Source organism: Herminiimonas sp. GW821-FHT09C12 (assembly GCF_059416385.1).
The window spans coordinates 445,203-457,332 of record NZ_JBWKPC010000001.1 but is presented as its reverse complement, the minus strand read 5'-3'; the positions used below and the strand labels follow the sequence as shown (position 1 = coordinate 457,332).

Sequence of the window (12,130 nt, the reverse complement as noted above, 5' to 3'; positions counted from 1 at the left end):
TGTCGTTGCAGCTAACTAAGTGGCTGCGACAAGAGCAAATTCAGGAATCAATATCCCTGACTCTTTCCTTCTCCCACAACACATCCGACCCGCCCGCATAACGATTCAATACGCGCGACAACACAAACATCAAGTCAGACAAGCGATTCATGTATTGACGTGGATTGTCGTTGAGCTTCTCTGCCTTGCCCAAAGTGACGATAGTGCGCTCAGCACGACGACACACGGTACGGCAGATATGCGACTGTGCAGCGGCACGTGAACCAGCTGGCAGGATAAATTCTTTCAATGGCGGCAGCGTGCTGTTGTACTTGGCCAGCAAGCCATCCAGCCGCGCAACCTGTTCATCATGTATCAGCGTATAGCCGGGGATGCATAACTCGCCGCCCAGATCGAATAAATCGTGCTGTATCGAGATCAATTCTTCACGCAAAGCTGGCGGCAAGTCTTCGCACAGCAACAAGCCCAGATGTGAATTCAATTCATCTACATCGCCCATCGCGTGTACGCGCAACGCATCCTTGTCGACGCGGCTGCCATCGCCGAGTCCGGTCGTGCCTTTGTCGCCGGTACGTGTTGCGATTTTTGAAAGTCGATTGCCCATGAATAAGAATGGAAAGTGGAAGGAAGGCCTGAGGATACGGGAAAACGGCTGACTCAGGCTGCTCACTAAAAGACTCGGTGCGCTTCAATTTTCTACGGTTAAGGCGATATTTGTTGTGAAAATTGCATTTGAATAAGTTTTACTGGCTTTAAAACAAGCACTTAGCTAAAAGAAGCCGGTGAAGCCGGTAAAATGATGCCTTGATAACCGACGATAGATTGACGCAATGGCAATAAGACTTCCTCCTGTGCATGCCCTTTCCGCTTTTGAGGCCGCAGCGCGCCATGGTTCGTTTGCAGTTGCTGCAGAAGAGTTGTGTATTACGCCATCGGCGTTTTCCCATCGCATACGCTTGCTGGAAGAGTTCGTTGGCGAGCGCTTGTTTGCGCGCGATGGCCGTAGTGTCAGCCTGACCGAATTCGGTCGCCGCTATCTGGATGTGGTGCGTGACGCCTTGCGCTCGCTGGCAGATTTTCCCTTGCCGCATCGTCATCCACTGGCACAGCCGCGCGTCAAGATTACGGTGCCGCCTACTTTTGCGCGCTATTTGTTCTTGCCGCATCTGGCCGAATTCACCACGCAATATCCAGACATCACGATTGAGACTTTTCTCTCTGTTCCGCTCTATGACATGAGTTTGTCGGAGACGGATCTGGAAGTGCGCTTCGGTGCCGGAAAATACCCAGACACGACCACTGAGAAATTATTTGAAGAACCAGCGTTCCCGGTAGTTAGTCCCGCCTATCTGGAAAAAATCGGTGGGCTGCAAACGCCAGCCGATTTGCAAAAAGCACAGTTGTTGCGTTCCGCCTTGGAGCCGTGGCAGCCATGGTTCGAGGTGGCAGGTCTGGATTGGGCCGAGCCGGCGACGGGCTTGCGTATCGATGATCTCGGTTTGTTGCTGGAAGCCGTCCGGCACGGCTATGGTGTGGCGCTGACGCGCAAGCATTTCGCCGATGAAATGATCGCGCGCGGTGAGGTTGTTCCTCTCTTTGATATCCAGTTGACGACGCCGCAGCATGCTTATTACCTTGTGTACGAGCAAAGCGTACGCGAGCGGCCTGAGGTCGCGCTGTTCATGAATTGGATGACGGAGCGTTTTAATATGCAGCGTATGGCTCAGTGAGCTGAATCGCTGACATTTTTCACATCACTTGAATAATTTTCACCCTGGCAGGTAAAGCTTTCAGTCCAGCAAGGGTGCGTATTCGTTACACTCTGATCAGACCTCGTGCGGCTGTCAGTAACAGACGCGAAAATTGCAATCAGGATTGATGATGAATACAACTTCGGCACCTCCATTTACAGCGGCGTACCAGCGCACGGTAGTGGACGCATTGCGTGCTGCTCTGCCGGAACGTTGCGTACTCTTCAACGAAGAAGATACGCGACCATACGAATGCGATGGCCTCGCGGCATACAGTCAGCTGCCTATGGTGGTGGTCTTGCCCGACAATGAAGAGCAGGTCATCGCCGTTCTCAAAATATGTAACGCCCTCAAAGTGCCTATCGTGCCGCGTGGTGCCGGTACCGGTTTGTCCGGTGGTGCCTTGCCGATTGCAAATGGCATCGTGCTGTCGACCGCGCGCTTGAACAAGATCGTTAAAGTCGATGCATATGCACGTACTGCTGTCGTACAGCCTGGCGTGCGCAATCTGGCGATCTCTGAAGCGGTTGCGCCGCTCGGCCTGTACTACGCTCCCGATCCATCCTCCCAAATCGCCTGCACTATCGGTGGCAACGTTGCCGAAAATTCCGGCGGCGTGCATTGCCTCAAATACGGTTTGACCGTGCATAACGTGATGCGCGTGCGCGTCGTCACGATAGAAGGCGATGTGATTGAATTGGGCGGCGCTGCACTCGATGCGCCAGGTCTGGATTTACTCTCGGTATTCGTTGGTTCGGAAGGCATGTTGGGCATGGTGACCGAGGTGACAGTCAAACTGATTCCTAAACCGAAATTGGCGCGCGTGATTCTGGCGTCTTTCGACGATGTGGTTAAAGGCGGTAACGCAGTCGCCAGCGTGATTGCTGCCGGCATCATTCCAGCCGGGCTGGAGATGATGGACAAGACATCAACGCGCATGGTCGAACCTTTCGTCAAAGCCGGTTACGACATCGATGCAGAAGCGATTTTGCTGTGTGAATCTGATGGCATTCCGGAAGAAGTCGAAGAAGAAATCGCACGTATGACGGAAGTGCTGAAGCATTCAGGCGCTACCGCAATCGCGGTGTCGCGTGATGAGGCTGAACGCTTGCGCTTCTGGTCTGGCCGTAAAAATGCATTCCCTGCTGCTGGTCGTATTTCTCCTGATTACTACTGTATCGACGGTACGATTCCGCGCCGCAGTCTGGCTGATGTATTGACCGGCATTGCGCAGATGGAAATCAAATACGGCTTGCGCTGTGCGAACGTGTTTCATGCGGGCGACGGCAATTTGCATCCGTTGATTTTGTTTGATGCCAATACCGAAGGTGAATTCCATCGTGCTGAATTATTCGGCGCTGAAATTCTGGAAATGTGTGTTGCCGAAGGTGGCACCATCACCGGCGAACACGGTGTGGGTTTGGAAAAAATCAATCAGATGTGCGTGCAGTTTTCGCGTGCAGAGATCGATGCCTTCTTCGCCGTCAAACGCGCCTTCGATCCAGTCTCTCTGCTTAATCCTACCAAGGCAATTCCAACGCTGCAGCGCTGTGCCGAGTACGGCAAGATGCACGTCAAGCGCGGCATGCTGAAGTTCGCCGATTTACCGCGCTTCTAATTTTTTCAAGGCCAGCATGGAACAGGTAATCGAACAATTTAAAGAAAGCATACTCGCTGCCGGTCGTCAAAAGCAGCCATTGTGCATACGTGGCGGCGGTACCAAGGATTGGTATGGCCAAACGCCTAGTGGAGCGATACTCGACACGCGTGCGTATAGCGGTGTCGTCGCTTACGATCCAACCGAATTGGTGATCACTGTCCGCAGTGGTACGCCGCTGGTTGAGGTGGAAGCAATTCTGGCAGAACAGAATCAGATGCTCGCATTTGAGCCGCCACATTTCGGTCCTGGTGCAACGGTAGGCGGCATGGTCGCTACCGGTTTGTCTGGCCCGCGTCGTGTCTCCGTTGGTGCAGTGCGCGACTTCGTGTTGGGCGCAGTAGTGATGGATGGCAAGGGCGATGTGCTGCATTTCGGTGGTCAGGTGATGAAGAACGTCGCTGGTTACGATGTGTCGCGTTTGCTGACAGGCGCACTCGGTACGCTGGGTTTGTTGCTGGAAGTGTCGCTCAAGGTCTTGCCTAAGCCGTATGCAGAAACCAGCTTGCGACTTGAGATGAACGAGGAAGATGCGATCCGTCGCTTGAACGAGTGGGGTGGTCAACCTTTGCCTATCTCTTCCAGCGCATGGTACGACGGCACGCTCGTGTTGCGTTTGTCTGGTGCGAAAGCGGCGATCGTCGCAGCACAGCAAACCATAGGCGGCGAAGAAGTAGAAGGCAACGATTTCTGGATCGCGATGCGCGAACAAAGTAATGAGTTCTTCACACAATCAGATGTGTTGTGGCGCTTGTCGGTGCCATCGACTACACCACCGCTTGCACTGGCCGGTGAACAGTTGATCGAATGGGGAGGTGCGCAACGTTGGTTACGTTCTGATGAAAGCGCAGAGACCATACGTGCAGCGGCAGCACAAGCCGGCGGCCATGCGACGCTGTTCCGTGGTGGCGACAAGGATGTCGGCGTGTTCCAGCCATTGGCACCTGCGGTTGGTCGGATACACCAAAACCTGAAAAACAGTTTTGACCCTGAAGGTATCTTCAATCCGGGTCGTATGTACGCGCAGTATTGAGCGACAGTATTCATCGTTACTTGTTTGACCGTGCGTGAGTAGTGACCATGAATGTTTGGTCACTCCCGCAGTAAGACTCTTCAGAGAATTGTAGGATTCAATGCAAACCAATTTAGCCGATTTCATCAAAAATACTCGCGAAGGCCAGGAGGCGGATGCCATTCTGCGTAGCTGCGTACATTGCGGATTTTGCACGGCAACCTGCCCGACCTATCAATTGCTGGGTGATGAACTCGACGGTCCGCGCGGCCGTATTTATTTGATCAAGCAAGTGCTGGAAGGCAAAGAGCCGACAGCGAAAACCCAGTTGCATCTGGACCGCTGCCTGACTTGCCGCAATTGCGAAACAACTTGCCCGTCCGGCGTGAAGTACGGACGTCTGATCGATATCGGTCGCAAGGTAGTCGAAGATCGCGTGCCGTATTCCTTCTCGCAAAAATTGAAACGCACGGCATTGAAAGAATTATTGCCGCGCAAATGGCTGTTTGAGCCGGCGATGAAGACTGGCCAATTGTTCCGCCCGCTGTTGCCGCAGGCGCTGAAAAACAAAGTGCCACGCAAGGAAAACGCCGGTACCTGGCCTACACGTGCGCATGAACGCAAGATGCTGTTGCTGGATGGTTGCGTACAGCCTGCGATGTCGCCGAATATCAATGCCGCCACTGCGCGCGTACTCGATGCACTCGGCGTGCAATTGGTCGTAGCGCCGAAGGCTGGTTGCTGCGGTGCGATCCGTCATCACTTGAACGATCACGAGGGTGCCTTGAATGATATGCGTCGCAATATCGATGCATGGTGGCCATTGGTGGAAGCTGGTGCAGAAGCCATTGTGATGACGGCCTCCGGTTGCGGTGCAACGGTCAAGGATTACGGTCATCTGTTGGCGGAAGATGCTGCGTATGCAGAAAAAGCATCAGTGATCTCTGGTCTGACCAAAGACTTGAGTGAAATCATGCCGGCCTTCGAAGCGGAGCTGCAAGGCAAGTTGAATGGAAAAATTTCCAAGCGTGTGGCTTACCATCCTCCTTGCACTTTGCAACACGGCCAGCAAATCCGCGGCAAGGTTGAAGGCGTCTTGCGCGCAGCTGGTGTGGATGTGCAGTTGTGCGGTGATAGTCATTTATGCTGTGGCTCGGCTGGTACCTACTCGGTGATGCAGCCAGAGTTGTCGTATCAATTGCGTGACAACAAACTTGCCAAGCTGGCAGAGACCAAGGCTGAGATGATAGTGTCAGCCAACATCGGTTGCTTGACGCATCTGCAATCCGGCACCGATACACCGGTCAAGCACTGGATAGAATTGATCGATAGTGCATTGAAGGCAGCGCACTAAACAACGCACGGCAACAATAAAAAACGCTGGCGTACTTCACAGTACAGCCAGCGTTTTTTATTGTGGTTGCCGTTTTATTCGGCGAGTAATTTGTTGATGTCGTCTACCAATTCTTCCGGCTTGGTTTGCGGTGCATAGCGTTTGTAGACTGTGCCGTCTTTCTTGATCAGGAACTTGGTGAAGTTCCATTTGATAGTTTCACTACCGAGTAGACCGGGTGCAGCGTGCTTCAAGTATTTGAACAGCGGATCGGCGTTATCGCCATTCACATCAATCTTGGCAAACAGCGGAAAGGTCACGCCGTAATTTTTTTCGCAGAAAGCACCAATCGCATCTGCATCGCCCGGTTCCTGTCCGCCGAATTGATTGCAAGGGAAGCCCAATACTTCCACACCCTTGTCGCTGAACTGTTGATATACCGCTTCCAGTCCCTTGTATTGCGGTGTGAAGCCGCACTTGCTGGCGGTATTGACGATCAACAAGACCTTGCCGCGATATTGTGCGAGATCGATGGCTGCGCCGGCGAGGCTGTTGGCTTTGAAGTCATAGATGTTGCTCATACGATTCCCAAATGTTCAGTGCCTTTGCTCAGATCGCGTGTCTGCGCTTCCTTGCCATTCAATTTGATGGAAAGGCGCAAATCATTGACTGAGTCGGCGTTGCGTAATGCATCTTCGTAAGAAATTTTTCCTGCTTCATACAAATCGAATAAGGCTTGATCGAAGGTTTGCATGCCGAGTTCGCGCGACTTCTTCATGATCTCTTTAATCTCGTGCACATCACCCTTGAAGATCAGATCAGAAACGAGTGGTGAGTTCAGCATGATCTCTACTGCGACGCAGCGACCTTTGGTATCTTTCAATGGAATCAAACGTTGCGAAATCATAGCCTTCAAGTTCAGCGACAAATCCATCAGCAATTGCTGGCGACGTTCTTCCGGGAAGAAATTGACGATGCGATCCAGTGCCTGGTTCGAGCTATTCGCATGCATGGTCGCCAGACACAGATGACCAGTTTCGGCAAAGGCGATCGCGTAATCCATGGTTTCGCGATCGCGTATCTCACCGATGAAAATAACGTCAGGTGCCTGACGCAAAGTGTTCTTCAGTGCGATACCCCAGCCATCGGTATCGACGCCGATTTCACGTTGTGTGATGACGCAGTTTTTATGAGGATGCACATATTCAACCGGATCTTCGATGGTGATGATGTGACCGTAGCTGTGTTCATTGCGGTGGCCGATCATTGCGGCCAGCGTGGTCGATTTGCCGGAGCCGGTTGCGCCGACCATGATGACCAGACCGCGCTTGGTCATCACGATGTCTTTCAATGTTTCCGGTACGCCGAGATCTTCCATTTTTGGAATGGCAGTCGTAATGGTGCGGATGACCAAGCCGACGCGACCTTGTTGCACAAATGCAGATACGCGGAAGCGACCGATGCCACCTGGGCTGATCGCGAAGTTGCATTCTTTCGTCGCTTCAAATTCTGCCGCTTGCTTGTCGCTCATGATGGCGCGCGCCAACTCGATGGTGTGCGCAGCCGTCAACGGTTGATTCGATACTTGCGTCATCTTGCCGTCGATCTTGAATGCAGGCGGGAAATCAGCCGTGACGAAAAGATCGGAGCCGTTCTTGCTCAGCATCAGGCGCAGCAAGTCGTACATGAATTTAGTGGCTTGATCGCGTTCCATATTGCCTCTTTCTTAGTTCAATTCTTTCAGCTGTAAAGCTTCGTGCGTCCCACCTCGTAGCTTGCAAGCTGCTCAGATTCAGGCGGCGCAAAGCATGCTTTGCGCAACCCCGCCGTCATCCAGGAAAGTTATCCGGCGTCTTGGCAGCAGCGCGTGCCGTTGCATTTGAAATGATGTTGCGACGAACGAGATCGGTCAGATTGCTGTCCAGCGTTTGCATGCCGACGTTGGAGCCGGTCTGGATGGCCGAATACATTTGTGCAATTTTCGCTTCGCGTATCAGATTGCGGATCGCTGGCGTGCCGAGCATGATTTCATGTGCTGCTACGCGACCTGTGCCATCTTTTGTTTTCAGCAAGGTTTGCGAGATGACGGCTTGCAAGGATTCGGACAACATCGCGCGCACCATTTCTTTTTCATCGCCAGGGAAGACGTCGATGATACGGTCTATAGTTTTCGCAGCAGATGATGTGTGGAGTGTACCGAATACCAAGTGACCAGTTTCTGCGGCCGACAAGGCAAGACGTATGGTTTCCAGATCGCGCAACTCACCAACCAGAACGACGTCGGGATCTTCGCGCAGCGCCGAGCGCAATGCGTTTTCAAACGAGTGCGTATGCGGGCCGACTTCACGTTGATTGATCAGACATTTTTTCGAATCGTGGACGAATTCAATCGGATCTTCAATCGTCAGAATGTGGGCGTATTCGTTTTCATTGACGTGATTGACCATCGCCGCCAGCGTCGTCGATTTGCCGGAACCAGTTGGCCCTGTGACGAGTACCAGACCGCGTGGTTTTAATGACAGCTCGGTAAAAATCTTCGGCGCATTCAAATCTTCCAGGCTCAGAATTTTGGAAGGAATGGTACGCAGTACTGCAGCCGCACCGCGATCCTGATTGAAGGCATTGACGCGGAAGCGTGCCAAGCCGGGAATGGCGAAGGAAAAATCGATTTCCAGTCTTTCTTCATACACTTTGCGCTGACCGTCGTTCATGATGTCATAGATCATGCCGTGCACATCTTTGTGCTCTAACGGTGGCAAATTGATACGACGCACATCGCCGTGCACACGAATCATTGGAGGCAAGCCGGCGGATAAATGAAGATCGGATGCTTTATTCTTGACCGAGAACGCAAGTAGTTCTGAAATGTCCATTTATAATCCCTGAGCCTGCTTCAAAAAGGTGAGTCGCACTATGCGTGATACCGATGGTATCGTGACGATTAATGATGCTTTAAAAGAACTTTGATTATGTCTGTAATACGCCAAAACTTGCAAGCTGTGCGTCAGCGTATCACCGACGCTGCGAACAGCGCGCAACGCGACGTGCACGGCGTTGAATTGCTGGCGGTATCCAAGACTTTTGGTGCGGATGCCGTGATCGCGGCGGCGGAGGCCGGGCAAGCCGCTTTTGGGGAAAACTACCTGCAGGAAGCGTTGGAGAAAATAGCGGCTGTGCAGGCTACGCGCCCCGATCTGGAGCTGGAGTGGCACTTTATCGGACCGATACAGAGCAACAAGACGCGTCCGATTGCTGAACACTTCGACTGGGTGCATTCAGTCGATAGGGAAAAAATCGCACACAGGCTTTCCGAGCAGCGTCCGGCGGATTTGCCGCCTTTGAATATCTGCTTGCAGGTCAATATCAGTGGCGAGGCGAGTAAAAGTGGCGTCTTGCCGACAGACGTGAGCGCCGTCGCACAAGCGATCGTCGCTTTGCCACGTTTGCGTTTGCGTGGCTTGATGGCGATACCGGAGGCGGAAGGCGATGCAGAACAACAGCGGGCACCGTTTCGGCAGTTGCATGCATTGTTCGACCAATTACGCGCCGAGGGGTTGGCGCTCGATACATTATCAATGGGGATGTCTGGCGATATGGCCGCGGCGATAGCCGAAGGTGCCACTATCGTGCGGATAGGCTCTGCAATTTTTGGAACCAGGGACTATGCAAAATAATCTGAAAATCAGCTTTATCGGTGGCGGCAATATGGCTGCTGCCTTGATCGGTGGTCTGGCCGGAAAATTAACTGCGGCGGACAACATTCATGTGGTCGATATCAATGTCGATTCATTGGCGAGACTGCAACAGCAATTCGGCGTTAAAACGTCAGCGGAAATAGATGCGACGATAGCCGGCAGCGATGTCATCGTGCTGGCCGTCAAGCCGCAACAAATGAAAGGTGTGGTCGCGCAATTGGTGCCACACGTTAAAGCGCAGTTGATCTTGTCGATAGCTGCCGGTATTCGCGCAGTGGATTTGTCACGCTGGTTGAAAGGGCACACAGCCATTGTGCGCACGATGCCGAATACGCCAGCCTTGATAGGCAAAGGCGTGACCGGCATGGTTGCAACCGCTGGTGTCAGCAAGGAACAACATGCCGCAGCGGATGCCATCATGCGCGCAGTGGGCGAGACAGTTTGGCTGGATGATGAAAAGTTGATCGATCCTGTCACGGCTGTATCGGGTAGTGGTCCGGCATACGTGTTTTATTTCATCGAAGCGATGCAGCAAGCCGCGCAAGAGATGGGGCTGACGGCAGAACAAGGTAATGCCTTGGCGATTTCAACCTTTGTCGGCGCGGCACAATTGGCGGCACAAGCGACAGATCCAATCGCGGTATTGCGTGAGCGTGTGACGTCAAAAGGTGGGACGACTTACGCGGCATTGACGAGTATGGAGAATAGCGGCGTCAAGCAGTCCATTATCGCAGCAATGAAAGCGGCCGCAGCGCGTGGACAGGCTTTGGGCGAAGAGTTCGGTCAGGACTGAGTGCTGCTAAAGACACAGGCCTGAAGTTTCGTGGAAACTTCAGGCCTGCGGTAATGCGTCAGAGCAGATAGTTTTGTTGCTTAATGGCCGAGCAGAATTTGCGCAATGATGCCGGTTGCGATCGCGACCAGCACATAGTCACCACCGGTTTGCACCCATTGGTAACCGCGAGGTGGTGGATTCAGACGGTGACTACGCCAGTCGTTCACCACATATTGTCTGTTGCGATATTCGCCGGAAAGGCGATCACCTTTGTAGAAGTTATGACTTGGACCGGCACCGCGACCATCGCGACGGTCATCGTGACGGTTATTGCCACGATCATCGCGTCGATTATCATGGCGATCACCTGGGCCGCGATCGCCGCCTGGACCACCGCGTTGCATTTGTTGCTGGTCACGGTCGTTGCGACGGTCATAGCCTTGGGCGAATGCTAGGCTGCTTGCAGCCATAGTCATTACCATGATCGAAGAAATAATGATTTTGCTTTTCATATCTGCTCCTTTGAATGGCGGGAATACACTCTGCGCCGTCGATATAACTCTGTCAATCCCATGGATTAATAGGCTGAAGGAGCTGCGCCCTACATCTTCTTGAGTGCTACCTTGTTAGATATAAAATTGGCATTTAATTCCCCAATGACAAAACTAAAGTAGTCGCCTGATGTTGCCGAGAGGCATTGCCGCAGGAGATGTCTCTTTAACCTTAGCTTTGAACGGAGAAGGCTGCGTGGTAATGAACATTGCCTTTGGGACGTTCCCCGTCAAAGGACAGGGCCAGGAAATATTCTGGTGGCACGCCTTCCAGAATTAAATTGGCGTTATGTTGAAATCCAAACCGACGGTAGTACTCAGGCTCGCCCAATAAGACGCAGCCTTGCGCATGGTTTTCTTTTAATAAAACCAATCCGTGATTGATCAATGTTTTCCCTATTCCTTGTTTTTGCCATTGCGGTAAAACAGACACAGGGCCAAGGCCATACCAATTGCTGCTGCCATCAGAAATGCTGACAAGCGAAAAGGCAATGTGGCCTACGACTTGACCATCAATTTCTGCCACCAGAGAGATCGATAGGGCACCAGCATCCCGCAAGGCATTGATAATGAATTGTTCATAGTGATCGCTGTGCGGATGATCAGCGAAAGCTGCACGCGTGACATCAGCGATGGTTTGAATATCGCCGTGTTGTTCGGGACGTATGATCATTTACTGACGATGACTTTATCGTGCTGCTGGCTCAAGAGGAACGCGTCGCACATTCGATTCCGGGTATGGATATTCCATGTGACGCGCGGTCGCACGCGCAATGTTTTCTCCACAATATCGCTTCACTATAGTCAGCGCCATATCGATACCAGCCGAGATGCCAGCCGAGGTAATGACCTTGCCTTGTTCCACTACCTGAGAAACAGAATCAACCGTCACTTGCGGGAAGCGTTCCTGCATCAATGCGAGCGAGCGCCAGTGTGTGGTGGCGCGCAAGCCATTCAGCAAGCCTGCATTGCCCAGAATTAAAGCACCGGTACAAACCGAGGTCAGCGTTTCTACTTCTGCTGCGCGTGCAGTGACAAATGACAGCATCGTCTCGTTATTCATTTCGCTGCGTGTGCCCCAGCCGCCAGGAACCAGCAATATATCGAGAGGCGGACATTGATCGAATGTCGTGTCGGGAAGAACCTTCATGCCGCCGGTTGTCGTAATAGGTCTATCGAATTGCGCCACTAGCAGTACCTCAAATGGCGATGGTTCTTCGCGCCTGCGTTCGTTGTTGATACGCGTGACCGAAAGCACTTCGAACGGGCCGCAAAAATCCAGCACTTCAACATCATCGAAAATGACAATACCGACTCGTTTGCGATTCATGAATAGTCTCCAGAATATTGTGGTTT

13 protein-coding genes are annotated in these 12,130 nt (G+C 52.5%); 6 read left to right on the top strand and 7 right to left on the bottom strand.

Going from position 1 to position 12,130, the window contains the following annotated elements:
* Nucleotides 1-40 precede the first annotated feature (40 nt).
* Complete coding sequence (locus tag AC07N2_RS02145) at nucleotides 41-604, bottom strand: cob(I)yrinic acid a,c-diamide adenosyltransferase (RefSeq protein ID WP_494776800.1); 564 nt, start codon at nucleotides 602-604, stop codon at nucleotides 41-43.
* 226 nt (nucleotides 605-830) lie between these two features.
* On the opposite strand from AC07N2_RS02145, the gene AC07N2_RS02140 reads away from it, so the two are divergent.
* From AC07N2_RS02140 to glcF, 4 genes are all read left to right on the top strand, one after another.
* Complete coding sequence (locus AC07N2_RS02140; RefSeq protein WP_494776799.1) at nucleotides 831-1,730, top strand: LysR substrate-binding domain-containing protein; 900 nt, start codon at nucleotides 831-833, stop codon at nucleotides 1,728-1,730.
* 151 nt (nucleotides 1,731-1,881) lie between these two features.
* A complete protein-coding gene (locus tag AC07N2_RS02135) occupies nucleotides 1,882-3,369 on the top strand; it encodes an FAD-linked oxidase C-terminal domain-containing protein (protein WP_076594054.1) in 1,488 nt (495 codons plus the stop codon).
* Nucleotides 3,370-3,385: 16 nt separating this feature from the next.
* Nucleotides 3,386-4,441 carry a glycolate oxidase subunit GlcE gene (glcE, locus tag AC07N2_RS02130; protein ID WP_494776798.1) on the top strand — a complete coding sequence of 352 codons (1,056 nt, stop codon included), beginning with the start codon at nucleotides 3,386-3,388 and terminating at the stop codon, nucleotides 4,439-4,441.
* Between the two features lie 100 nt (nucleotides 4,442-4,541).
* On the top strand, nucleotides 4,542-5,774 hold the full coding sequence (glcF, locus tag AC07N2_RS02125; RefSeq protein WP_494776797.1) for a glycolate oxidase subunit GlcF: 1,233 nt from the start codon (nucleotides 4,542-4,544) through the stop codon (nucleotides 5,772-5,774).
* Nucleotides 5,775-5,848: 74 nt separating this feature from the next.
* On the opposite strand, the gene AC07N2_RS02120 is transcribed toward glcF, so the two are convergent.
* The 3 genes from AC07N2_RS02120 to AC07N2_RS02110 all read right to left on the bottom strand — a co-directional run bounded on the left by AC07N2_RS02120 (nucleotide 5,849) and on the right by AC07N2_RS02110 (nucleotide 8,626).
* Nucleotides 5,849-6,334, bottom strand: coding sequence for a glutathione peroxidase (locus AC07N2_RS02120; RefSeq protein WP_494776796.1), 486 nt, complete (start codon nucleotides 6,332-6,334; stop codon nucleotides 5,849-5,851).
* Nucleotides 6,331-7,467 (bottom strand): PilT/PilU family type 4a pilus ATPase, encoded by a 1,137-nt coding sequence (locus AC07N2_RS02115; RefSeq protein WP_494776795.1) that lies wholly within the window; start codon nucleotides 7,465-7,467, stop codon nucleotides 6,331-6,333. Before AC07N2_RS02115 ends, AC07N2_RS02120 begins: the two co-directional genes overlap by 4 nt.
* A gap of 115 nt (nucleotides 7,468-7,582) precedes the next feature.
* On the bottom strand, nucleotides 7,583-8,626 hold the full coding sequence (locus AC07N2_RS02110; RefSeq protein WP_494776794.1) for a type IV pilus twitching motility protein PilT: 1,044 nt from the start codon (nucleotides 8,624-8,626) through the stop codon (nucleotides 7,583-7,585).
* Between the two features lie 96 nt (nucleotides 8,627-8,722).
* On the opposite strand from AC07N2_RS02110, the gene AC07N2_RS02105 reads away from it, so the two are divergent.
* Both AC07N2_RS02105 and proC read left to right on the top strand, forming a co-directional pair.
* Nucleotides 8,723-9,427 carry a YggS family pyridoxal phosphate-dependent enzyme gene (locus tag AC07N2_RS02105; RefSeq protein WP_494776793.1) on the top strand — a complete coding sequence of 235 codons (705 nt, stop codon included), beginning with the start codon at nucleotides 8,723-8,725 and terminating at the stop codon, nucleotides 9,425-9,427.
* Nucleotides 9,417-10,241, top strand: a complete 825-nt coding sequence (gene proC, locus AC07N2_RS02100) for a pyrroline-5-carboxylate reductase (protein WP_494776792.1) — start codon at nucleotides 9,417-9,419, stop codon at nucleotides 10,239-10,241. Before AC07N2_RS02105 ends, proC begins: the two co-directional genes overlap by 11 nt.
* A gap of 80 nt (nucleotides 10,242-10,321) precedes the next feature.
* On the opposite strand, the gene AC07N2_RS02095 is transcribed toward proC, so the two are convergent.
* The 3 genes from AC07N2_RS02095 to AC07N2_RS02085 all read right to left on the bottom strand — a co-directional run bounded on the left by AC07N2_RS02095 (nucleotide 10,322) and on the right by AC07N2_RS02085 (nucleotide 12,104).
* Nucleotides 10,322-10,735 (bottom strand): RcnB family protein, encoded by a 414-nt coding sequence (locus AC07N2_RS02095; protein WP_494776791.1) that lies wholly within the window; start codon nucleotides 10,733-10,735, stop codon nucleotides 10,322-10,324.
* Between the two features lie 211 nt (nucleotides 10,736-10,946).
* Nucleotides 10,947-11,447: a GNAT family N-acetyltransferase gene (locus AC07N2_RS02090; protein WP_494776790.1), complete on the bottom strand. Its 501-nt coding sequence runs from the start codon at nucleotides 11,445-11,447 to the stop codon at nucleotides 10,947-10,949.
* A 15-nt stretch (nucleotides 11,448-11,462) separates the two neighbouring features.
* On the bottom strand, nucleotides 11,463-12,104 hold the full coding sequence (locus AC07N2_RS02085; RefSeq protein WP_494776789.1) for a DJ-1/PfpI family protein: 642 nt from the start codon (nucleotides 12,102-12,104) through the stop codon (nucleotides 11,463-11,465).
* Nucleotides 12,105-12,130: the final 26 nt, after the last annotated feature.